We start from the raw sequence: 22,449 nt of genomic DNA, 5'->3' as shown, positions 1-22,449 counted from the left end.
GCCCGGTTCCCGGACGGCGCGGCCGGCCCCGGTCGCGGCGTGGCTCCCGGCCCGCACGGCGGATTCCGTACCCGTGCGCGGCCGGTTCCCGGCGGCCGACGTGCGTGGTACACACATGCGGGATCACATCACCTGTCCGCCAGCAGGGAGTTGCCCATGTCCGCGACACGTCGTCAGGTCCTGGCAAGAACCGGCGCGCTGGGCGCGTCGATCGCCTTCGCCGGCAGCATTCCCGAGATCTTCGCCGGTACCGCCACCGCACGGAGCGCGGGCCGGCGCGGCTACGGCCCGCTCATACCGGACCCGGCCGGCCTGCTGGACCTGCCCAAAGGTTTCCGGTACCGGGTGCTGTCCCGCGAAGGCGCCCCGCTGCCCTCCGGCGAGGGCCGAATACCGGGCAACCACGACGGCATGGCGGCCTTCCCCGGCCGCCACGGCCGCGTCCACCTCGTACGCAACCACGAGAACCGGCACAAGTCGCGGGTGCCCGTACCCACCGTCGAAGGCCTCACCTACGACCCGGCGGGCGAAGGCGGCTGTACGGCACTGGAGCTGGACCGGCACCAGCGCGTGCTCTCCGAACGCGTCGCCATCGCCGGCACCTCCACCAACTGCGCCGGCGGGCCCACCCCCTGGCACACCTGGCTCACCTGCGAGGAGACCGAACTGCGGGCGGGCGAGGACGGCTACACCAAGGACCACGGCTTCGTCTTCGAGGTCGACCCGTACGACCCGCGCCGCACCGGCGCCGTCCCGCTGACCGCCATGGGCCGCTTCCAGCACGAGGCGGTCGCCATCGACCCGAAGAGCGGCACGGTCTACGAGACCGAGGACGCCTTCGACAAGCCCTTCGGCCTCTTCTACCGCTTCCGGCCCGCCGAACCGCTGGGCGGCCGGGGCTCCCTGCGGGCCGGCGGCCGGCTCCAGGCGCTGCGCGTACCGGACGTCAAGGACCTCTCCAGCGTCCAGGAGACCGGCACCGGTTTCGACCACGTCGAGTGGGTGGACGTCCCCGACCCGCTCGCGCGGCACACCCCCATCCGCTTCCAGGACTTCGGGCCGCGCGGCATCACCCACGCTCAGAAGCTGGAGGGCTGCTACTGGGGCGGCTCCTGCGTCTACTTCGTCTCCAGCTTCGCGCGCAGCAAGGACGGTTCGGCCGCCGACCACTACGGCCAGATATGGCGGTACGACCCGGCCGCGCGCCGCCTCACCCTCGTCGTCGTCTTCGGCCCGGACACCGACGTACAGCTGCCCGGCGAGTCCCCCGACAACATCTGCCTGGCCCCCGGCGGCGGCCTCATGGTGTGCGAGGACGGCGACGGCGCCCAGCACGTCTTCGGCCTCACCCGGCGCGGCACGGTCTACCCGGTGGCCCGCGGCCGGCAGAACATCGGCACGCCGGAGAAGCCCGAGTGGGGCGAGTTCGCGGGGGTCACCTTCTCGCCCGACAACCGCACGATGTACGTCAACTGCTACACGCCGGGGACCACGTTCGCGGTGACCGGGCCCTGGGAGGACTGAGCCGGGCCCGCTCCCGGGCGGCCCCGGCCCGCGGCCCTGCCGGCACGCCTCAGCCGGAACAGGCCGAGCGCTGGGCCTCCAGCCATTCGCAGTGCGGGCACAGCAGCGCGCCCGGCCGGTCGGCGGGGTATTCGGTGGGCTCCCCGCAGTGCACACAGTCCGCGAAGGGTGGGCCGCCCGTCCCGTCGGCGGTGCGGCTCGGCTGGTCCTCGTCTGCGTCCGGCATACCGTCGATCTTACGTGCGGGGCGGACGCCCGTACCGCCCCGCACGTCCCGCTCGTCAGCTGCGACGGGAGCTGAGGCGGCAGGACAGGGCTGTCGCGGCGGCCGCGATCAGGGCCGTGCAGAGCAGGGGCAGCAAGGGCAGTGTGATTGTTCCGTGGGCGGAGCCGGTGACCAGGCCGGAGATGGCGGCGTTGGCGGGCGAGGCGCCCGCGACCAGCAGCAGGAGCGCGGCCATGAGTCCGGACAGGATCGACCAGCCGGGGCGGCGCAGCACCGGCCAGTTGCAGAGCGCCCCGACGGCGGTGCCGAGCAGGACGCAGACCAGAGCGGCCAGCAGCCCGGCGACCGCCGCGGGGAGGACGGGTACTACCGTCCGGTGGTCGGAAGCGTGCGGGTCGGCGACGAGCGTGACGAAGGCCGTACCGGCGAAGGCGAGGAGCGTCGCCGACAAGGTTCCCGTCAGCACGGCGGCCAGGTGCGCCCGGCCGGGGCCGGCTGCCGCCGCCGTGCAGGAGCGCGCGGCCGGCGGCTCGTTGGTGACGCAGATCCGGCACAGCCACGCGGCCAGGGGCAGCAGCCCGATCGCGGCGACACCGTACGAGTCGAGGATCGGCCCGCCGGTCTGCACGCCCACGGCGAGGAAGGCGGCGTGAAGCAGAACGGGCGGCAGCCAGCGGTGCGACCGCAGGAGCAGGTCGCACTGGTAGCGCAGGAGAGGGATCACGGGTACCGGTTTTCGTCGGGGGTCGGGCCGGCGGCGGACGGTTGCGGGGGCGTCGACGGGGTCGGCGGTGCCGGGGCGACCGTGCGGATGTGCCAGGGCGGGCGCGCGCCGAGCAGGGCGCGCAGCAGTGCGTCGGAGTGGGTGGCGGGGACGGTCAGCCGGGCCGTCGTGCCGTCCGGGCTCGTGGCGATGTGCGGATTGCCCGGCAGCTCGGCGAGGCCGGGCACGGTGCCGTCGGCGAGACCGGGCGGGGTGCGTCCGGCGAGACCGGGCGGGGTGCGTCCGGCGAGGCCGGGCGGGGTGCCGTGGTGTCCGGTCCCGTCGGGCGCCTCCGCCTCGATGACCACCTGGGGGCCGGTCGGCGGCGCGGCGTCCCCTGCGGGGTCCGCCTCCGTCCCCGCCCCGGCCGGGACCCGGTCCAGGCGGTCGCCCGTGACGCGGTACCGCGCGTCGGCCGCGCCCGCCAGGCGCCGCGGGTCGTGGTCGACGAAGACGACCGTGCCGCCCTCCGCGACCCGCTCGGCCACGGCCCGGTCGAGGACGTCGCGAGCGGCGGGGTCCAGCCCCGTCCACGCCTCGTCGAGGACGAGCAGCTCCGGCCCCGCGAGCAGGGCCTGGGTGACCGCGACCTTCTGGCTGGTGCCCTTGGACAGCTCGGCGAGCGGCGTACGGGCGTGTGCGGCGGCGCCGAAACGTTCGAGCCAGTCCGTGGCGCGGCGGGCCGCCTCGGGGCCGCGCAGGCCGTGGACCCGTCCGAGGTGGGTGAGGTAGCCGACGGCCGTGAACGGGAGGGCGGCCGGGAAGCGTTCGGGTACGTACGCGGTGCGCGGCCGCCCGGTGATACGGCCTCTGCTGGGGGCGTCGATCCCGGCCACCAGCCGCAGCAGCGTGGACTTGCCGCTGCCGTTGCGGCCTTCGATCCGTACCAGGGAGCGCCGCGGCAGGTCGAGATGGACGTCCCGCAGTACCCACGGGCCGCGCACTCCGTAGCGCCGCCCGACCCCGTCCAGCCTCATCGGGCCCCGCCGCCCGGTCTCATCCGTCATCGTCCGCCCCATCCCGTCCCCGTTCGCCGCCCTCGGTCCCGGGCCGCTCCCACCGGCCCTCGCCGTCAGTTCCCGGACGCCCGCTCGGGGCGCAGTTCGCTGGGCCGTACGATCACGAAGCCCTCGCCGTCCAGCCGCAGTTGCACGGCCTCCCCGGAACCGCCGCGCAGCATGGAGCCGAGGCTCTGCGAACGGTGCAGCGAGGTCTTCAGCGACGCGCTCCAGCCGACCACGGCGTCGGTGTCGACGAACACCGGCGCCTGCGGCGACACGGGGATGACGATGGGATTGCCCTCACACACCAGCCCCAGCTTGCCGTGACCGGTGAAGACGGAGTTGAACAGGCCGCCGCCGGTCATCCCGGCGCCCTTGACCGTGGAGATCTCGTACGACAGGGACGGGTCGAAGCACAGCACGTTGCGGCCGTTGATCGTGATGCCGTCGCCGGGGCCGAGTTCGACGACGAAGCAGTTGGCGGCCTCGTGGGCGAACCAGACCTCGCCGCGCCCGCGCACGGCCATCAGCGCCAGGCCCTCGCCGGTCACCGCCCGCTTGAGGAACTTGCCGACGCCCTGCCCCTGTTTCTCGAACTGCAGGTCGCCGCGGTAGGCCACCATCGCGCCCTGGCGGGCGAAGCACTCGCCGTCCACGGCGTACTTGATCGACTTGGCGTTCTGCAGGGTCATACCGGGCGCGGAGGCCGGAGTGACCACGTTCTCGGAGGCGAAGAGGTCGCTGTGCATAGGGAGGATAATCACCCGGAACGATCCGCTCCGCCAAGGCGGTGGCCGGGCGGGTGCGGTGGCCGGGCGGGTGCGGTGGCCGGGCGGGTGCGGTGGCCGGACGGGTGCGGTGGCCCGACGGGTGCGGTGGCCCGACGGGTGCGGTGGCCCGACGGGTGCGGTGGCCCGACGGGTGCGGGTCCGGGGCCGGGCGGTCGCGAGTCCGGGGCCGGGCGGGTGGGCAGCTCCGGGGCTTCGCGGCCTCGGTCCCGGCCGGCGCGATCGGGCGGCTGGCACACTTGTCCGTGTGACCAGCACCGATCTCACCGGGCCCGGCGATCCGACCGACACCGCGGCCGCCTCGCCCCGCCCCGCGGAAACCGACCGCGACGCCGCCCCGCAGTACGTCCTCCCCCTCGTCGTACGGATCGAGCGCGCCGAACCGCCCGCCCGCACGGACGCCTTGGAGACGGCGGCACGGGCCGTGCTGGTGATGCTCTCGGACGAGCGGTCGGCCGGCGACGGCGAGTGGGCGGCGGCCGTACGCGACTGGCAGGACGCCCGTATCCGCAAGGTCGTCCGCCGGGCCCGCGGCGCGGAATGGCGGCGCGCCGAGGCGCTCCCCGGCATCACGGTGCACGGCGACGGCGCGGAGGTCCGGGTCTTCCCGCCGGTCCCGCTCGACGGCTGGCCCAAGGACCTGGCCCGGCTCCAGGTCTCCGGGACCGACCTGGACGACCCGCGGACGCCCGCCGTGCCCGGCCCCGACGGCCCGGTGCTGTGGCTCAACCCCGAACTGGACATGTCGGCGGGCAAGGCGATGGCCCAGGCCGGACACGGCGCGCACCTGGCCTGGTGGGACCTGACCGACGCCGAACGCACGGCCTGGCGCGAGGCCGGCTTCCCCCTGTCGGTACGGAACGCGCCGGCCGGCCGGTGGACCGAACTGACGCACAGCGGTCTGCCCGTGGTGCGGGACGCCGGTTTCACGGAGATCGCCCCGAATTCGTGCACGGTCGTCTCCGACCACCCGGCGCTGCGCGCACGGCTCGGGGCCGGCGCGGAGGCCTGAGACGGGGCGCACACGGGCCGATACCCCCGATGCCCCCTGGCCGCTCGGTCAGGGGGCATCGGCATGGTGCGGAAGGTGTGGGGTGTGTGGGTTGCGTGGGGCCTGCGGTGTATCAGGTGCTGACGGTGGTGACGGGGGCGACGTTGTAGGTGCGGGCATAGCCGTTCTCGGTGCCGACGAGGAGGTCGACGACCTCGAACCAGCGGTCCCAGAACGGGGTTTCGCGCAGCGCGTCGATGAGGAGCTGGTAGGCGCTGTGGTCGTCGGCCTCCCAGACCCAGACGTCGGTGACGCGGGTGGAGTAGAACTCCGTGTCGTAGAAGCGCGACCGGACGCCGGTGGTCCTGGCCTTGACCACGGGCATGACCTCGGTCCCGAAGGCCTTCACCCGCTCATCAGGAGTCATGGCGAGCCATTCGGGCGTGGTCTTGATGAGCATGAAGGCCGTGACCGGCGGTGCGGTTTCCTCAGCGGACATGACGGGTGCCTCCAGGGCGACAGGTGATGGGGGTCGTACAGACCTCGTGAGGCGCACGGCCTCGTGGGCGTACGCACTCATGGACGTACGCACTCATGGACGTACGGGCTCGACGGCGTACGGACTCGTGGGCCGTACGGGCCTCGTGGGCCGTACCGGGTCGGTACGTCTTCATCCTGCGGAGGACAGTGGCGTTGCCACAATGGGAATCTCAGCAACGGGTTATTGCCTGAAAAGGAATGATGCTGGTGAACAGTCCAGAGCCGCCGGAGCCGGTCATCGACGCCCACCTCGCGGTCGCGTTGAACGCCCTGCTGACCGAGCAGAGCGTCACCCGCGCCGCCGCGCGCCTGCACACCTCCCCCGCCGCCATGAGCCGCACGCTCGCCCGGCTGCGCCGCGTCCTCCAGGACCCCCTCCTGGTGCGGGCCGGACAGACCATGGTCCCCACTCCCCGCGCCCAGGCCCTGCGCGACGAAGCCGCCGCCGTGGTGCGCCGCCTCGGCGCGCTGCTCACGCCCGGTACCGGCGTCGACCCCGCCACCCTGCGCAGCACCTTCACCATCCAGGCCGCCGACCTGGTCGGCGCGGCGCTGGCCCCCGGGCTGCTGCGACTGGCGCGGGACGAGGCGCCGGGCGTCTCGCTGCGGTTCCGGGCCGAGGAACTGGAGGCAGGACCGGCCCTGCGGGACGGCCGGATCGACCTGGAGATCGGCGCCATCGACCACGTCGACCCCGAAACCCAGGTGGAGGAGCTGGTCACCCTCCGCATGGCGGCGGCCGTCCGGCCCGGTCACCCCCTCGCCGAACAGCCCCTGACCGCGGCCCGGCTCGCTGCCGCCGAACATGTCGCGGTCAGCCGTCGCGGCCGGTTCACCGGTCCCCTGGACACCGCTTTGACCGAGCACAGCCTCCACCGGCGGGTCGCCGCCGTCCTCCCCAGCCACCTGGCCGCGATGACCCTCGCCGCCCGCAGCGACGCCGTCTGCCTCGTCCCCACCCCCCTTCCCGGCGCCGCGCCCTCACCGTTCACGGATGCCGCCACCGCCCTCGGCCTGCGCCTCCTCGACATCCCCCTGCCGCTGCCGGCGGTGACCATCGGCATGGCCTGGCACCCCCGGCACGCCGCCGACGGAGCCCACCACTGGCTCCGCTCCGCCGTCCGCCGCACTCTCGGCACGCCCGGGGACGCGGCCTCCTGAGGTGGCAGCGGGGCTCGGGGCCGGTTCGGGCTCGGGCTCGGGCTCGGGCTCGGGCTCGGGCTCGGGCTCGGGCTGTCAAAGCCTCAGCCACGTGCGGCGGTTGCGGGCGACCGTGTAGACGCGCTCGACGCGGGCGGGGGCGAGCACCCCGCCGAGCCGTCCGAGCAGCGGCACATCGTGCTCGTCCCGAACCACCTGTACGTCCCGCAGCGCCGGGTCCGGCTCCACATCCGCCGCGCCGACGAACGCCAGCACCGGCCGCACCTCCACGCGGAACCGGCAGCCGCGCGTCAGGACGTAGGAGGCGCGCCGGGCCTGCTGCCTGCTCTCGCGGACGTACGGCCGTGTCTGGTGGCCGCGGCTGATGCTCACGCCGTCCTCCGTGACCCGCACCCGGGCCCCGCGCACGTTGTGGGTATCGACGCACAGCACGCCGCCCGGCCCGATCACCAGGTGGCCGATGACCGCGGCGGGCGGCATCGGGACGGAGTGGAGCACATACCAGCCGCCGGCCGTCAGCCCGTCCAGGGCCGAGCCGACGGCCTGTTCGCCCAGGAGCTGCCGGTGCCAGTCGTCCTGGGGCGGGCGCCGGCCGAGCAGGCGGGCGCCCCACAGGGCCGCCCTGGACCGCGGCTCCTCGGCGAGGCGGACCCGCAGATGCTCCCCCGGGCGGTTCGGGGCGAGGTCGTCGTCCGGCGGCAGGAACAGCCGGTCCGGGTCGCTCGCGTACGGCGTCTCCTGCTTGCCCTCCTCCGCTCCGGGCCCGGGACGGAAGTCGCTCATACCCACCACCCCCGATGGCCATGGGAGCAGGCGCCCGGCTCGCGGGCAAGAGGTACGGGGCCGGTCCGCGGCCCCGCCCCCGCGACGCGCGCCAAAGGGGCGCCGACGTGCACGGAGGGCCCCGCACGAGCGGTGGCCAGGGGACGACGTACGGTTGCGTCCTGTGTTCTCCTCTCTCCTTGGTTTCACCGTGGTGGCCGCCCTGCTGACCATCTCGCCGGGCCCCGACTTCGCCGTCGTACTGCGGACGTCGCTCGGTTCGGGACGCCGGGCGGCCCTGTGCTCCGCCCTCGGCATAGCCACCGGCTGTTTCGTCTGGGGACTGGCCGGAGCGGCCGGGCTGACCGCCATGCTGTCGGCGTCGAAGTCGGCGTACGACGCGCTGCGCGTCGCCGGTGCGCTGTACCTGATGTGGCTGGGTTTCCAGGCACTGCGCAGTGCCCGCCGCCGCGGTTCGCGGGCCGGCCGCCCGGCTTCCGGAGACCGGGGAGAGGCCGGGAGCGGCAGCGCTCCCGCGTACGCCGGTTCCGACCGGTGTTCGCCGCTCCAGGCGTTCCGTACCGGGCTGCTGACGAACGTCCTGAACCCGAAGGTCGGGGTCGTGTACATGTCCCTGCTGCCGCAGTTCATCCCGCACGGCGCGCCGGTCGTGCCCACCACACTGCTGCTGGTCGCCGTACACGTCACGCTGGGCTTCGGCTGGCTCGGCGGCATCGCCCTGGCCGTGCACCGGGCACGCGCCTTCTTCCAACGCCCCCGCGTGCGCCTGCGCATGGACCAGGCCACCGGCGGCGTCCTGCTCGCGCTGGGTGCCGCGGTCGGCGTCGAGACCGCCCGCTGAGCCGCCCGGCCACCACGGACCGGCCGCCGGACACACACGGCACGGCACAGCACGGCGCAAGCTCAAATCATCCTCTGAACCCGCGTCCCCCGGGATTGGTCCCGGACCGGCGTGGCGATGAGTACCCAACACCACTGGGGTGAGCGAGTGGGAGGGGGAATCATGGAGCATCTCGGCACGGGCATCGGCTGGCGGCCCGAGATCGCCGACGGGATAGCGGGGCTGCCCGGCGTGGACTGGGTGGAGGTCGTCGCCGAGAACATCTGTCCCGGTCATCTCCCACCCGCCCTGCAAGCGCTGCGCGACCGGGGCACGACCGTGGTGCCCCACGGCGTCTCCCTCGGGCTCGGCGGCGCCGAGCGCCCGGACCCTGGCCGGCTGGCCGCGCTCGCGGAACGCGCCGAGGCGCTGGGGGCGCCGCTGGTCACCGAGCACATCGCGTTCGTACGGGCCGGGGGCCCGCTGACCGCCTCGCCCGCGATGGAGGCGGGGCACCTGCTGCCCGTGCCGCGCACCCGCGACGCGCTGGACGTGCTCTGCGAGAACGTCCGTATCGCGCAGGACGCGCTGCCCGTGCCGCTCGCCGTGGAGAACATCGCGGCGCTGGTCAACTGGCCCGATGAGGAACTGACCGAGGGGCAGTTCCTCGCCGAACTGGTCGAGCGCACCGGCGTACGGCTGCTCATCGATGTCGCCAACCTCCACACCAATCATGTGAACCGGAACGAGGACCCGGCCACGGCACTGGACGAGCTGCCGGTCGAGGCCATCGCGTACGTGCACGTGGCGGGCGGGATCGAGCGGGACGGGATCTGGCACGACACCCACGCCCACCCGGTGACCCGGCCCGTCCTGGACGTGCTCGCCGAACTCTGCGCCCGCGTCGCCCCGCCCGGCGTCCTCCTGGAACGCGACGAGGACTTCCCGGAGACCGGCGAACTCGCGTCCGAACTCGACGCGATCCGCACGGTCCTGAAAGAGGCCCCGGCGGCCCCGGTGCGCAGGGCCCGCAGGTCCACCGCGGCGACCCCGGCGACAGCCCCGGCAGCCCCGGTGACACCGGCAGCCCCTGCCCCGGAGGGCGGCTCCGCCCTCGCGGCTGCCGCCACCACCGCGACCGCCACCAGCACCGGCAGCGGCAGCGGGAGCGGCACCGGCAGCGGCAGCGGCAGCGGCAGCGGCAGCGGGACGAGTCCCACCACCCCAGCCCGCCAGCGTCTGGCCGTCGCGCAGGCCTCGCTGCTGTCCGCGCTGGTCGCCGGGACCCCGGCGCCGGAGGGCTTCGACCGGCGGCGCCTGCTCGTGCAGAGCCGGGCGCTGGCCGCCAAGCGGGCCTCCGTCGTCGCCAAGATCGCGCCGGAGCTGCCGGACATCCTCGGCGAGGACTACCGGCCCAGCTTCCTCCGTTACGCACGCCACCGGCCCCTGCACAGCGGCTACCGCCAGGACGCCATGGACTTCGCCGTCCATCTGCTGGCCGGCAATCGGCCCGCCGACCCGGACGCGCGCGGTCGGCTGACGCAGTGGTGGCGGGACCGCGCGGGGCCGAAGCCACCGGCCGGCGGTCCGGTGCACCGCCTCGCCCGTGCCGTACGACTCGCTCTCCACCGGAGGTGAAGGACATGCCCGCTCTTCTCATCACCCTGGCGGTCGCCGCCTCCGCACTGCTGCTCGTCGTCCGTACCGTCCGTATCGTCCGGTCCACGCCCCGGCCCAAGTACCGCAGGGCGTCCAAGTACGAGCTCTGGGAGATCGCCTTTCTCGCCGGCGGCCCGGCCCGGGTGGCGGACGCCGCGATAGCCGGGATGCACCAGGACGGGCGGCTCGCCCTGGGCGGTCCCGGTGTGGTGTCCGTGCGGCAGTCGGTGGCGTACGACCCGGTCGAGACGGCCGTGCTGGACTCGCTGGCGCGGACCCCGGACGGCTCGCTGGACACCCTGCGCCGCCATGTCATGCGGGCCCCGGCCGTCCAAGCCATCGGCGACCGGCTGGCGAAGCGCGGCCTGATGCGGCACCCGCGCGCCGGCCGCCCCTGGCGTCTCCTCGCCGCCTGGCAGGCAGGGATCTGTGCGGCGGGCCTGGCGCTCTTCCTGCTCCTCACCCTCACAGGAGGCATCGGCGGGGAAGGGGTGCCCTTCGTCGTCCAGATCCTGCCCGCGGCGGTCCTCGGCACCGTGACCGGCCTGGTGTGCCGGAAGGCGCTGGGGCGGCGGGTCACGCCGGCCGGGGCCGCGGCGGTACGGACGTACCGCACGGTGCACAAGGCGGACCTGGTGAGCGCACCGACCCAGTCCGCCGCGCTGCTCGTGGCGCTCGGGAGCACGGCGCTGCTGGTGGACGACGTGCTGCGCGACCAGCTCGACGAGGCGCAGCGCTCGGCGGTGGGCGCCTCCGCCGGGGCGTACTCCGGGTCCTCCGGCAGTTCGCCGGCCACTTCCTCGAACGCGGCCTGCGGTTGGAACGTGCCCGACGACGGCTCGCACACGTCCTGGTGCGGTTCGTCGTGCGGCGGCGGGTCGGGGTCGGGCTGCGGCGGGTCGTCGTGCGGCGGCGGGGGATCGTCGTGCAGCAGCAGTTCCGGGTCGAGTTGCAGCAGCGGCTCCGGGTCGAGTTGCAGCAGTTCCTCCTCGTCCTGCGGTGGCGGTGGCGGCTGCGGCAGCTGAGCCGCACGGCTTCGGCGGTGCCCGGCACCGCCGACGCCCGCGCCGTCCCGTACCCCCGGAGCCCCTGATGCGCCTGGCGCCCCCGGGCAACCGGTCAACGTACCAACGGTGGACGGGCGTTGCCGGGGCTTCCCCGAACGGGCGACAGGATCAGCACAGGGCGCACTAGCGTGCGGTGCCGCACCAGGAGGCACCATGCGATCCGTAACCGGCACCGGCCTCGTCGTCGCCGCGCTCGCCGCGACACTCGCCGCGCTGCTCTTTCCGATCTGGTCGTTCGCCGACCGGGCGGGCGCGGGCGGGGACGTCAACACCCAGACCGTCGCGACCTCGTTCGGCCCGCTGTCCGCGCTCGACCGGGACTTCGTCAACCGCGTACGCCTGGCGGGGCTGTGGGAGCTGCCCGCGGGCCAGGAGGCCCAGCAGCGCGGGACCGTGCCCGCCGTACGGGAGGCGGGTGACCATCTCGTCGAGGGCCACGCCGCGCTCGACCGGCACGTACGCGAGGTGGCCGCGCAGCTCGGTCTCGCGCTGCCCGACCGGCCCAACGCCCAGCAGCAGCAGTGGCTTGCGGAACTGGGCGCCGCGCGCGGGGCCGCGTACGACCGGAAGTTCGCGAACATTCTGCGGCTGGCGCACGGCAAGGTCTTCACCGTGGTCGCGCAGGTCCGCGCCACCACCCGCAACTCGCTCGTCCGCGGCCTGGCCGACGACGCCAACCGCACCGTCCTGGACCACATCACCATGCTGGAGCGCACCGGTTTCGTCGACTTCGACGCGATCGCCGAGGACGCCGCCACCTCCTCCCCCGCGCCGAGCCCGTCGGCCCCGCCGCCGTCCCTGGACGCGGCGCCCGCCACGCCGCCGGCAGCCGTGACCCCGTCAGCGACGTATTCGCTGCCTCCGCCCGCGACGCCACCCGCCACCGCCACCGGCGGCGCCACCAGAGCCCCGGAATCCGCCGAGAGCCCCGGCGACCGGCGTCAACATCCCCGAGAGAACGAGAAGAAGTGATCTCCCATGCCCGACCACCCGCGCTCCGGGAACCCCAACCCCCCGCAGCCACCCCGCCCTTCGCCGCCACCGCGGCCCTCGCCGCCCGCCCCGCAGCCCCCGCGGCACCGGCGTCGGCTCGGCACCAAGCACCTCGTGCTGATCGCCCTGATCGCCGTGCTCGGCTCGGCCGGCACCTTCGTCTCCGTGACCGGTAATGCCTCGGCTCACAACGCCACTCCCCCGTCCGGGTCCCCACCCGCTGATCCGTCACCTTCACCGTCGTTACCCAGCGTGACACAGCCCACTGACAACGCCTCCGCGACCGGCTCCGCCACCGGCTCCTCGGACACCCCGGCGGACGCCCCCGACGGCCCCGCCGGCCCGACCGGCTCCGGTGCCCCCGCCGCCTCCAACGGCTCCGGCGGCTCGGCCGGCCCCGGCCAAAGCGTCCCGGCCGCCGCCGATTTCGCCGACATCCGCTCCGTACGTCCCGCCCCCCGTCCCCCGCGCGACGGGCGCGACGCCTCCACCGGCACCTTCACCAGCGGCTGCGGCCGCAACGAGAACCGGCACAACAACCCCGACAACTTCATCGTCACTCCGGGTGTCGCCAACGGCGCCCACCACCTCCACGACTACGTGGGCAACCGCTCCACGGACGCCTTCTCCACCGACGACTCGCTGCGCGCGGCCGGCACCACCTGCGCCCGCGGCGACAAGTCGGCGTACTTCTGGCCCGTACTGCGCCGTCTGAGCGGCCGGGACGGCCCGAGCAGCGGCAACGGACAGGACCCGGCGGACGGGAACGTGGGCGTGGTGCTGACGCCCCGCGCGGTCTCCCTGACCTTCCGCGGCAGCCCGGCGGGCAAGGTCGCCGCCATGCCCGAAGGCCTGCGCGCCATCACCGGCGACGCGAAGGCGGCCACCAACGGCACCGCCAACGCGCGGGCGCAGTGGACCTGCACCGGATTCGAGGACCGGCGGCTGACCGACAAGTACCCGCTGTGCCCCGGGGGCAGCCAGGCCGTACGGCTCCTGGACTTCCCCAGCTGCTGGGACGGGACGAACAAGGACAGCGCCAACCACCGCACCCACCTCGTCTTCCCCGACCGCGCCTCGGGCCGCTGCCCCACCGGCACGAAGGCCGTGCCGCAGCTCCAGATGCGGCTGACCTACGACGTGCAGCCCCGGCCGCGCGCCTTCGCCCTCGACAGCTTCCCCGAGCAGCTGCGCAAGCCGGTGACCGACCACGCCGACTTCGCCAACTTCATGCCGGGCGGCCTGATGACCCGCGCGGTCGAGTGCATCAACTCCGGCCGCCGCTGCCGGTGAGGAACACGGAATCGCATCGGCGCATGGCTGTACGAGCCGAACGGCCGTGACGCCCGCACCGCGCTCCACTCGTTGGGGGCATAGCTCCCGACACCGGAGCGCGGTGCTTTACAACCTCAACCCTCGCCTCAACTATCCCTTTTGTATGCGCACCGGCTGTCCGCGCGCCGGGCGCCTCCACACGAAGGGACGGCTTGTGAAAGCAGTAGCGCTGTACGGCACCCTAGGGTCGCTGGTCCTGTCCGCCCTCGTCGCCGTCCCCGCGGACGGGACCACCCGGTCCGCCCCCGCCGGGGCCCCGGCGCCCGCGCCGCCCCGCATCGCCTTCGGCCGCTGCGCCCCCGAAGAGCACCTGCCGGCCGGTGTGGAGTGCGGCCGGCTGACCGTCCCGCTGGACTACGCCCGCCCCAAGGACAAGAAGATCACCCTCACCGTGAGCCGGGCCCGCGCCACCGGCTCCCCCAAAGAGCGCCAGGGCGCGCTCGTCTTCAATCCGGGCGGCCCCGGGGCGTCCAGCATGAACTTCCCGCTGTACGCGAAGGTGGACCGGTGGCGCAAGACGGCGCGGGCGTACGACTTCGTGGGCTACGCGCCGCGCGGTGTGGGGCGCTCGGCGCCGCTGTCCTGCCAGGACCCGGCGGAGTTCGCCAAGATCCCGAGCGAGAGCCCGCGGCACCCCTCGAAGGCGTTCAAGCAGAAGAAGTCCGCCGAGGCGAAGGCGTACGCGGCGGGCTGCGCCCGTAAGGCGGGGCCCGCGCTGCGTCACTTCACGTCCGCCAACAACGCCCGTGACCTGGACATGCTGCGCGCCGGGCTCGGCGAGAAGAAGCTCACGTACATGGGCGCCTCCTACGGCACCTATTTCGGGGCCGTCTACGCGACGCTCTTCCCGGGCCACGTCCGCCGGATGGTCTTCGACAGCGTCGTCAACCCCGACCCCGGCCAGATCTGGTACCGCAACAACCTCGACCAGAACATCGGCTTCGAGCGCCGCTGGCAGGACTGGGGCCGCTGGGTGGCCAAGCACGACAAGGTGTACCACCTGGGCAGGACGTCGCAGGCGGTGCTGCGCACGTACGACTCCGTACGGGAACGGCTGCGCAAGCGGCCCCTGGGCGGCAAGGTGGGGTCGGCGCAGTTGCAGGCGGCCTTCCTCAAGACGGGCTACAACGACGCTTACTGGCCGGTGCGCGCCGCGGCCCTCGCCACGTACGTCAAGGGCGACCCGAAGCTGCTGCTCAAGCAGGCCACGCCGCTGCCGGACGGCGCGAAGGCGGACGAGAACGGCAACGCGGTCTACACGGCCGTGGAGTGCAACGACGGGGTGTGGCCGCGTGACCTGCGGGTCTGGGACCGGGACAACACCGCGAGCGAGCGCGTCGCGCCCTTCGAGACCTGGGACAACGCCTGGATGAACCTGCCGTGTGCCTTCTGGCCCCGGCACTCGCCGCGGGGCGCGGTCCAGGAGCCGACGCGTTACGCGGCGGACGTGACGGACGCGCTCCTTCCGCAGGCGGGCGCTCCGCACCGCCCCGTGGACGTACGGACGGCGCCGGGCGCGCTGCCGCCGGTGCTGCTGCTGGCGGCCGAGCGGGACGGGGCGACGCCGCGCTCCGGCGCGGTGGAGCTGCGGCGCCGGCTGCCCGGCGCGGCGCTGGTGACCGAGCGCGGCGCGGGGACGCACGGCGTTTCGTTCGGCACGAACACCTGCGCCAACCAGCACGTGGAGCGGTATCTGCTGACCGGGCGGACCCCGGCCGCCGACACGTTCTGCGGGCCGCGCGCGGAGCCCAAGCCGCTCATGCCGGCCAAGAAGCGCGGCACCAAGTAGCGCGGCGGGCCCGGCAGCGGGCGGGTCGGCAGGCGACAGGCCGGGTACGGCACCCGGCCTGTCGCGCCGTATCAGGCCAGTCCGGCGACCAGCTCGGCGACCGCCTTGCGGCGCCCGGTGTAGAACGGCACCTCCTCGCGGACGTGCATCCGCGCCTCGGAGCCGCGCAGGTGGCGCATGAGGTCGACGATGCGGTACAGCTCGTCGGCCTCGAAGGCGAGAATCCACTCGTAGTCGCCCAGCGAGAAGGACGGCACGGTGTTGGCGCGCACGTCCGGGAAGCCGCGGGCCATCTTGCCGTGGTCGGCGAGCATCCGGCGGCGGTCCTCGTCGGGCAGCAGGTACCAGTCGTAGGAGCGCACGAACGGGTAGACGCTCACGTAGTCGCGGGCGACCTCGTCGGCCAGGAAGGCCGGGATGTGCGACTTGTTGAACTCGGCCGGGCGGTGCAGGGCCATGTTCGACCACACCGGCTCCAGCGCGCGGCCGAGCCCGGTGCGGCGGAAGAGGTTGTACGCCTCCTGGAGCGCGTCGGAGCTCTCCGAGTGCCACCAGATCATCACGTCGGCGTCGGCACGCAGGCCGGAGACGTCGTACGTGCCGCGTACGACGACGTCCTTGGCGGCGAGCTGCGCGAACAGCGTCTCGACCTCGTCGGCGTAGCCGGTGCGGTCCTCGGGGAGCACGTCGCGCAGCTTGAACACCGACCAGAGCGTGTAGCGGATGACCTCGTTCAGGTCCTTCGCCTTCTTGCCGGCGTTCGGGGTCTTCTCAGGAGCGGCCCCGGTGGGATTCGCGGGGGCGGAAGCGTCAGTCATGGGTCCATTCTCACTCGGCCGGTGCGGCGGCTTGCGGCAGGGTGTCCAGGATGTCGTCCGCGGCCGTGCGCGCGGACGCGATGCACGCCGGGATGCCCACTCCGTCGTACAGCGCGCCGCACACCCGCAGGCCGGGCAGCTTGCCGGCCTCGGCCCGGATGCGGGCCGCCCGCTCCAGGTGCCCGACCGGGTACTGCGGCAGCCCGCCGGTCCAGCGCGTGACCCGCTGCGCGACCGGCCGGGCGGCCAGTCCGACGGCCTCGCCGAGGTCGCGCAGCGACAGCTCCACCAGGTCGGCGTCGTCGCGCTCCAGATCGGCCTCGTCGCCGTACCGCCCGACGGAGGTCCGCAGTACGAACAGGTCCGGGTCGGCGTCGGCGATCCAGCCCCACTTGTTGCTCGCGAAGGTGGACGCCTTGATCTTGTGCCCGTCGACCGGCGGGACGAGGAAGCCGCTGCCGGTCAGCGCGGCCTCGACGTCCGTGCGGCGGAAGGCCATGGTCACCAGGGCCATGGAGGCGTATTCGACGGCGGACAGCTCGGTGGCGGCGGCCGGTGCCTCGGCGGACAGCAGCCGCGCGGCGGCGGGCGCCGGTGTGGCCAGGACCACGGCGTCCGCGTCCAGCGTGGCCGGGCCGTCGGCGCCGTCCAGGACGACGCGCCAGCCGTCGGGGGTGCGCCGCAGTTCCCTTACGGGGGTGCCGGTACGGATGTCGCCGCCTGCGGCCCGTACCGCCTCGGCGACGGCGCCCGGCAGCGTGCCCACGCCGCCGTCGATGCCCATGAAGACCGGCGCCTGCGCCTGGCCGGGCACCGCGGCCCGCGCCGCCGTCCGCGCCTGGATGCCCCGTACGCCCTCGATCAGGGAGCGCTCGGCGCGCGCGGCCTCGAAGAGCTGGGGGACGGCGGCGCGCATCGAGATGCGGTAAGCGTCGCCTGCGTACACGCCGCCGAGCAGCGGTTCGACGAGCCGGTCCACGACCTCGCGGCCGAGCCGCTCGGCCACGTACGCGCCGACCGCGACGTCCGCGCCGACCTCCGTACGCGCCAGTTCCCCGTCCTCGGCGATCCGCGCCATGCCCTCGGCAGAGATCACACCGGAGGCGGCCAGCAGGTCCAGGTCGCCCGGCACGCCCATCACGTGCCCCTTGGGCATCGGCCGCAGCGCGCCGCGCGTCCAGAGGGCGGCGGTCGCGGTCGTGGGCGGCTGCAGGCGGTCGCCGATGCCCACGGCACGCGCCAAGTCCACCGCCTCCGGCCGCCTGGCCAGCATCGATTCGGCGCCGAGGTCGACCGGCACGCCCGCGATCTCCCCGGCGTGCAGCTTGCCGCCGAGCCGGTCGGAGGCTTCCAGTACGGTCACCCGCGCGCCGCCGCCGGCCAATCGGTGGGCCGCCGCCAGGCCCGAGATGCCCCCACCGATGACGACGACATGGCTTCCGGGCGCATGGCCCGCACTGGTGTGCACTGTGCTCATGTCCCCACTCTCTCAGAGTCCGCGCGGAGTCCGGACCGTGACCGCATCGCGATGCACGGACGGCAACCCACGGCACCCCCGCCACGTCGAAGTGGCAACATCGGCACACCACTTCGGGGGTACGGAACATGGGCACAGCGAGCAGGTCGTACGGGGCGCGGCGGGCCGCCACGGGGGCGCTGCTGGCGGCGTCCCTCGCGGTCGCCGGGTGCGGGGCGGCCGGGAAGAGCGACTCCGGGGCGGCGAGCGCGCCGCGGGGCGACACCGGGTCCGCGCGGGGCGAGCAGGGCATGGCCGGGCCGAAGGCGCCGGGCGGCGCGGAGGCGGCCGACGGCAAGGCCGGGTCCGGGTCCGGCAGCGGGACCGCGAAGCCCGCGCCGGTCTCGACGGCGCAGATCATCCGCACGGCCTCGGTCACCGTCGAGGCCGAGGACGTACCGGGAGCGCTGGCCAAGGCCCGTACGACGGCCAAGGGCGCCGGCGGCTACGTCGAGGACGAGTCCACCGACCGGGACGGCGAGGGCCGGGAACGCTCCCGGGTCGTGCTGCGCGTACCGCCCGAGGCGTACGACGGCCTGCTGGACCGGCTCTCCCGGCTGGGCAGGCTCAAGCAGCGCCAGGTCTCGGCCAAGGACGTCACGGATCAGGTGGTGGACACCGGCAGCCGCATCAAGTCGCAGCAGGCCAGTGTGGCGCGGGTGCGGGCGCTGATGGACAAGGCGACGACGATCGGCGACATCGTCACGCTGGAGTCCGAACTCAGCCGCCGCCAGTCGGAACTGGAGTCCCTCCAGGCGCGCCTGAAGTCATTGCGGGAGCAGACCGGCATGGCGACGGTGACGCTGGTGCTGCACGAGCCGGACGCCGGGGCGGACGACGACGAGGACACCTCCTTCGGGGACGCGCTCAGCGGCGGCTGGGACGCCTTCACCGCGGGGGTGCGGTGGCTGCTGGTGGCGGTCGGGGCCGCGCTGCCGTTCTTGGCGGCCGGTGCGCTGCTGTACGCGCTGTGGCGGGTGCTGCGGAGCCGGATGCCGGGGCGTACGCGGTCCGGGGAGGGCACCTCGGCACCTCCGCGGGAGGCTCCGGCGGAGGCCGCACGGGAGGGTGACGAGGCCGGGGGCCGTTGACAGCCGCGCGCGGCGGGCAAAGACTCTGGGGCGGTAGCGCCGATCTTCGAAACGGACAGCTTCGAGCCGACGGCTTCGAGCGGACAGCGAGGACAGAGCCTGATGACCGACCAGGGTGCACGAGACGCACGAGGCGCATGGGGCGTGCGGGACGTCTACATCGTCGACGCCGTACGGACCCCCGTCGGCAAGTACGGCGGCGCCCTCGCGGGCACCCGCCCCGACGACCTCGCCGCCCACGTCGTCAGGACCCTGGTGGAGCGCACCCCGGACCTCGACCCGGCCCGTATCGACGACGTCGTCTTCGGCGACGCCAACGGCGCCGGGGAGGACAACCGCAACGTGGCGCGGATGGCCGTACTGCTCGCAGGACTGCCCGTCTCCGTACCGGGCGTGACGGTCAACCGCCTGTGCGGCTCCGGCCTGGAAGCCGTCATCCAGGCCGCCCGTTCCATCGCCCTCGGGGACGCGCATGTCGTGCTCGCCGGCGGCGTGGAGTCGATGAGCCGCGCGCCGTACGTCTTCCAGAAGCCCGAGCGGGCCTTCCCCGCCGGGCACCAGGAGATGTTCTCCTCAACGCTGGGCTGGCGGATGGTCAACCCGCGCATGGCGCCCGAGTGGACGGTAGCGCTCGGCGAGGGCGCCGAACTGATCGCCGACAAGTACGGCATCGGGCGCGAGCAGCAGGACGCCTTCGCGCTCGCCAGTCACCGCAAGGCGGCGCGCGCTTGGGAGGAGGGCGCATACGACGCGGAGGTCGTACCGCTGCCGGACGTGGACCTGGCCCGGGACGAGTCGATCCGCGCCTCCTCCTCCCCGGAAGCGCTGGCCAAGCTCCGCCCCGCCTTCCGCAGGGAGGACGGCACGGTCACGGCGGGCAACTCCTCCCCCCTCAACGACGGCGCCGCGGCCCTCCTCCTCGTCGACGAGGAAGGCCTGCGGGCCACCGGCCGGGAACCGCTCGCCCGGATCGGCGCGAGCGCGGTGACCGGCATCGAGCCGCAGCTGTTCGGGCTGGGCCCGGTGGAGGCCGTGCGGCGCGCCCTGGACAAGGCCGGGCGCGGCCTCGCCGACCTGGCCGCCTTCGAACTCAACGAGGCGTTCGCGGCCCAGGCGTTGGGGTGCCTCGCCCAGTGGCCCGAACTGGACCCGGACGTGGTGAACCCGCGCGGCGGCGCCATCGCCATCGGGCATCCGCTGGGCGCGTCCGGCGCCCGGCTGGCCGGCGCGGTGGCCCACCAGCTCGCCGCGCGCGGCTCCGGTACGGGCCTGGCGGCGCTGTGCATCGGGGTGGGGCAGGGGCTGGCGCTCGTACTGGAACGCGAGTAGCGGACGAAGCGGCACGGGCCGCACGGCTCCGGGCCCGGCGGCCGCCCGCACCCGGGCCCGGCAGCCGCACCGCTCCGGGCCCGGTGGCCGCTTCACTCCCGGGCCCGGTAACCGTTCAAGATCTCCAGATACGCCCGTCCCGCGTCGGTGACGGCGAAGTGCTCCTGGACGTCCCCGGTCTCCCCCATCTCCGCGAACGTGCGCCCCGGCCTGCGCTCGACCAGCCCCACACCGATGAGGCGGCGCAGTTCGGCGTCGAGGAGCGGGCGGGTGTAGCCCCCGTCGTAGGGCAGCGGGGTCCCGTCGGCGAGGGCCTGCAGGTGGCGCAGTTCCTCGCGCGGCACGAGGTGCTCGAAGAGGAACTTCATCCGGTCCATCTCCTGCTGCTGGCCTGCCTGGGTCTTCTTGATCTCGCGCAGGACGACGCCGCCGGCGACCGTGTCGATCCGCTGGAGGATCGACGACATCCAGGGGACCAGCGCGAGCACCAGCAGCGCCACCGCGGTCATGTCCATCCGGTCCGGGACGAACAGCTTGAGCGCGAGGCCGAGCAGCGCGGCGACGGTCACCGCGGAACGCGTCCACAGGTCCTCCTTGGACACCGTCCGCCCCCTCCCGGCCGCCCGCCGTCGTTCAGTGAGGCTGCTCCGGCGGCACGGCGTCCGCAAGGCGCGAACCCCGCCGTCCGCTTTCCCCCTCGGTGCGAGAGGATGAACCGAACTGGTTCATTCCTCAACCGTTCATCGACCGGAGGTAGCGCGATGCCCCTGCTCGACCCGGCCCACCGCCCCACGCTGCACGGCGGCGAGACCACGGCGGTCGAACCGGCGACCGGCGACACACTGGCCGCGTTCACCCTGGCCGCCCCCGCCGACGTGGCGAGCGCCGCCGCCGAGGCCGCGGCCGCCCAGCGCGCCTGGGCCCGTACCCCGTACACGGAGCGCGCCGCGGTGCTGCGCCGGGCCGGGGACCTGATCACCCGGCACGCCGCCGAGCTGACCGAGTGGATCGTCCGCGAGGCCGGCAGCGTGCCCGGCAAGGCCGCGTTCGAGATACGGACCGCGGCCGAGGAGTGCTACGAGGCCGCCGCGCTCGCCCACCAGCCGCTCGGCCAGGTGCTGCCCTCCGCCGCGCCCCGCCACTCGTACACGACCCGGGTACCGGCCGGTGTCGTCGGCGTCATCGCGCCGTTCAACGTCCCGCTCGTGCTCGCCATGCGCTCCGTCGCCCCGGCCCTCGCGCTCGGCAACGCGGTCGTCCTCAAGCCCGACCCGCGCACCGCGGTGTGCGGCGGCCACGCGGTGGCGGCGGTCTTCGCGGCCGCCGGGCTGCCCGAGGGACTGCTGCACGTGCTGCCGGGCGGCGCCGAGGCCGGACAGGCCCTGGTCGCCGACCGCCACGTACGGGTGATCTCCTTCACGGGCTCCACGAACGCGGGCCGCGGCGTCGGCGCGCTCGCCGCCCGGCACCTCAAGCGGGCCCACCTGGAGCTGGGCGGCAACAGCGCCTTCCTCGTCCTGGAGGACGCGGACCTGGACGCCGCCATGTCGGCTGCGGCGTGGTCGTCCTTCTTCCACCAGGGCCAGATCTGCATGTCCGCGGGGCGCCACCTCGTCCACGCGTCGCTGTACGACGAATACGTGGAGCGGCTGGCCGCCAAGGCGGACGCGCTCGCCGTCGGCGACCCGTACCGCGAAGAGGTCCAGCTGGGGCCGGTCATCGACAGCGGACAGCGGGACCGCATCCACGGGCTGGTGGAGGCGAGCACGGCCGCGGGCGCCCGGCTCGCCGCCGGTGGCAGCCACCGCGACCTGTTCTACCGGCCCACCGTCCTGGCCGACGTGGACGACCGCGCCCCCGCCTACGCCGAAGAGGTCTTCGGCCCGGTCGCGCCCGTACGCAGGTTCCACACCACCGACGAGGCCGTGGCCCTGGCCAACGACACCGGGTACGGGCTGGCGCTCGGCGTCGTCACCCGTGACGCCGCGCGCGCTCTGGAACTGGCCGACCGCATTCCCACCGGCCTGCTGCACATCAACGACCAGACGGTCAACGACGAGCCGATCGCCCCGATGGGCGGCTTCGCCGACTCCGGCACCGGCTCGCACTTCGGTGGCACGGCCAACCTCGACGCCTTCACCGAGACCCGCTGGACCACGGTCCGCGCCACCCCGGCCGGCTATCCGCTCTGACCCGTAATCTGCGCCGTACGGACCGTCGTACGGCCCGGTACCGGCACACGAGAAGGGAGCACC

At 74.2% G+C, this 22,449-nt stretch carries 21 protein-coding genes; 12 read left to right on the top strand and 9 right to left on the bottom strand.

What is annotated here, in order from left to right; translation table 11 throughout:
• Nucleotides 1–156: 156 nt before the first annotated feature.
• Entirely contained in the window at nucleotides 157–1,524 is a 1,368-nt protein-coding gene (locus ACFV57_RS04855; RefSeq protein WP_385225741.1) for an alkaline phosphatase PhoX, read from the top strand.
• A gap of 49 nt (nucleotides 1,525–1,573) precedes the next feature.
• Here the strand turns inward: ACFV57_RS04855 and ACFV57_RS04850 are convergent, their stop codons facing one another.
• The 4 genes from ACFV57_RS04850 to ACFV57_RS04835 all read right to left on the bottom strand — a co-directional run bounded on the left by ACFV57_RS04850 (nucleotide 1,574) and on the right by ACFV57_RS04835 (nucleotide 4,263).
• Nucleotides 1,574–1,750 (bottom strand): hypothetical protein, encoded by a 177-nt coding sequence (locus ACFV57_RS04850; protein WP_385225739.1) that lies wholly within the window; start codon nucleotides 1,748–1,750, stop codon nucleotides 1,574–1,576.
• A 55-nt stretch (nucleotides 1,751–1,805) separates the two neighbouring features.
• Nucleotides 1,806–2,474: an ABC transporter gene (locus ACFV57_RS04845; protein ID WP_385225737.1), complete on the bottom strand. Its 669-nt coding sequence runs from the start codon at nucleotides 2,472–2,474 to the stop codon at nucleotides 1,806–1,808.
• Nucleotides 2,471–3,520 carry an ATP-binding cassette domain-containing protein gene (locus tag ACFV57_RS04840; protein WP_385225735.1) on the bottom strand — a complete coding sequence of 350 codons (1,050 nt, stop codon included), beginning with the start codon at nucleotides 3,518–3,520 and terminating at the stop codon, nucleotides 2,471–2,473. The genes ACFV57_RS04845 and ACFV57_RS04840 overlap by 4 nt, the downstream gene beginning before the upstream one ends.
• Nucleotides 3,521–3,585: 65 nt before the next feature.
• The gene (locus ACFV57_RS04835; protein ID WP_385225733.1) at nucleotides 3,586–4,263 is read right to left on the bottom strand and encodes an AIM24 family protein; all 678 of its coding nucleotides are present in this window, start codon (nucleotides 4,261–4,263) and stop codon (nucleotides 3,586–3,588) included.
• Nucleotides 4,264–4,549: 286 nt separating this feature from the next.
• Here ACFV57_RS04835 and ACFV57_RS04830 point away from each other — a divergent pair, with 286 nt between their 5' ends.
• Entirely contained in the window at nucleotides 4,550–5,314 is a 765-nt protein-coding gene (locus ACFV57_RS04830; RefSeq protein ID WP_385225731.1) for a peptidyl-tRNA hydrolase, read from the top strand.
• A gap of 112 nt (nucleotides 5,315–5,426) precedes the next feature.
• Here the strand turns inward: ACFV57_RS04830 and ACFV57_RS04825 are convergent, their stop codons facing one another.
• Nucleotides 5,427–5,792, bottom strand: a complete 366-nt coding sequence (locus ACFV57_RS04825) for a darcynin family protein (protein WP_385225729.1) — start codon at nucleotides 5,790–5,792, stop codon at nucleotides 5,427–5,429.
• Between the two features lie 239 nt (nucleotides 5,793–6,031).
• Between ACFV57_RS04825 and ACFV57_RS04820 the strand changes: the two genes are divergently transcribed.
• Nucleotides 6,032–6,994: a LysR family transcriptional regulator gene (locus ACFV57_RS04820; RefSeq protein ID WP_385225727.1), complete on the top strand. Its 963-nt coding sequence runs from the start codon at nucleotides 6,032–6,034 to the stop codon at nucleotides 6,992–6,994.
• Nucleotides 6,995–7,069: 75 nt separating this feature from the next.
• Here ACFV57_RS04820 and ACFV57_RS04815 read toward each other — a convergent pair whose 3' ends face one another.
• Entirely contained in the window at nucleotides 7,070–7,777 is a 708-nt protein-coding gene (locus ACFV57_RS04815; protein ID WP_385225725.1) for a nuclease-related domain-containing protein, read from the bottom strand.
• A 163-nt stretch (nucleotides 7,778–7,940) separates the two neighbouring features.
• On the opposite strand from ACFV57_RS04815, the gene ACFV57_RS04810 reads away from it, so the two are divergent.
• The 6 genes from ACFV57_RS04810 to ACFV57_RS04785 all read left to right on the top strand — a co-directional run bounded on the left by ACFV57_RS04810 (nucleotide 7,941) and on the right by ACFV57_RS04785 (nucleotide 15,440).
• Nucleotides 7,941–8,618 (top strand): LysE family translocator, encoded by a 678-nt coding sequence (locus ACFV57_RS04810; RefSeq protein ID WP_385225723.1) that lies wholly within the window; start codon nucleotides 7,941–7,943, stop codon nucleotides 8,616–8,618.
• Nucleotides 8,619–8,780: 162 nt separating this feature from the next.
• A complete protein-coding gene (locus ACFV57_RS04805) occupies nucleotides 8,781–10,235 on the top strand; it encodes a DUF692 domain-containing protein (protein WP_385225721.1) in 1,455 nt (484 codons plus the stop codon).
• Between the two features lie 5 nt (nucleotides 10,236–10,240).
• Entirely contained in the window at nucleotides 10,241–11,281 is a 1,041-nt protein-coding gene (locus ACFV57_RS04800) for a TIGR04222 domain-containing membrane protein (RefSeq protein WP_385225719.1), read from the top strand.
• A 195-nt stretch (nucleotides 11,282–11,476) separates the two neighbouring features.
• The gene (locus ACFV57_RS04795) at nucleotides 11,477–12,295 is read left to right on the top strand and encodes a DUF4142 domain-containing protein (protein ID WP_385225717.1); all 819 of its coding nucleotides are present in this window, start codon (nucleotides 11,477–11,479) and stop codon (nucleotides 12,293–12,295) included.
• 273 nt (nucleotides 12,296–12,568) lie between these two features.
• Nucleotides 12,569–13,609 carry a DUF1996 domain-containing protein gene (locus tag ACFV57_RS04790; RefSeq protein WP_385225715.1) on the top strand — a complete coding sequence of 347 codons (1,041 nt, stop codon included), beginning with the start codon at nucleotides 12,569–12,571 and terminating at the stop codon, nucleotides 13,607–13,609.
• 196 nt (nucleotides 13,610–13,805) lie between these two features.
• The gene (locus ACFV57_RS04785; RefSeq protein WP_385225713.1) at nucleotides 13,806–15,440 is read left to right on the top strand and encodes an alpha/beta hydrolase; all 1,635 of its coding nucleotides are present in this window, start codon (nucleotides 13,806–13,808) and stop codon (nucleotides 15,438–15,440) included.
• A 71-nt stretch (nucleotides 15,441–15,511) separates the two neighbouring features.
• On the opposite strand, the gene hemQ is transcribed toward ACFV57_RS04785, so the two are convergent.
• Both hemQ and hemG read right to left on the bottom strand, forming a co-directional pair.
• Entirely contained in the window at nucleotides 15,512–16,258 is a 747-nt protein-coding gene (gene hemQ / locus ACFV57_RS04780; RefSeq protein ID WP_385225711.1) for a hydrogen peroxide-dependent heme synthase, read from the bottom strand.
• A 10-nt stretch (nucleotides 16,259–16,268) separates the two neighbouring features.
• Nucleotides 16,269–17,735, bottom strand: coding sequence for a protoporphyrinogen oxidase (gene hemG / locus ACFV57_RS04775; RefSeq protein WP_385225709.1), 1,467 nt, complete (start codon nucleotides 17,733–17,735; stop codon nucleotides 16,269–16,271).
• 128 nt (nucleotides 17,736–17,863) lie between these two features.
• Here hemG and ACFV57_RS04770 point away from each other — a divergent pair, with 128 nt between their 5' ends.
• The gene (locus ACFV57_RS04770; RefSeq protein ID WP_385225707.1) at nucleotides 17,864–18,865 is read left to right on the top strand and encodes a DUF4349 domain-containing protein; all 1,002 of its coding nucleotides are present in this window, start codon (nucleotides 17,864–17,866) and stop codon (nucleotides 18,863–18,865) included.
• Nucleotides 18,866–18,967: 102 nt separating this feature from the next.
• Complete coding sequence (locus tag ACFV57_RS04765) at nucleotides 18,968–20,194, top strand: thiolase family protein (protein WP_385225705.1); 1,227 nt, start codon at nucleotides 18,968–18,970, stop codon at nucleotides 20,192–20,194.
• A 92-nt stretch (nucleotides 20,195–20,286) separates the two neighbouring features.
• Here ACFV57_RS04765 and ACFV57_RS04760 read toward each other — a convergent pair whose 3' ends face one another.
• On the bottom strand, nucleotides 20,287–20,796 hold the full coding sequence (locus ACFV57_RS04760) for a hypothetical protein (RefSeq protein ID WP_385225703.1): 510 nt from the start codon (nucleotides 20,794–20,796) through the stop codon (nucleotides 20,287–20,289).
• Between the two features lie 159 nt (nucleotides 20,797–20,955).
• On the opposite strand from ACFV57_RS04760, the gene ACFV57_RS04755 reads away from it, so the two are divergent.
• Nucleotides 20,956–22,386: an aldehyde dehydrogenase family protein gene (locus ACFV57_RS04755; protein ID WP_385225701.1), complete on the top strand. Its 1,431-nt coding sequence runs from the start codon at nucleotides 20,956–20,958 to the stop codon at nucleotides 22,384–22,386.
• Nucleotides 22,387–22,449 lie beyond the last annotated feature (63 nt).

The organism is Streptomyces sp. NPDC059788 (assembly GCF_042732265.1).
Taxonomy (GTDB): Bacteria; Actinomycetota; Actinomycetes; order Streptomycetales; family Streptomycetaceae; genus Streptomyces.
The sequence above is the reverse complement of the archived record's forward strand: the minus strand, read 5'-3'. Positions and strand labels throughout refer to the sequence as shown.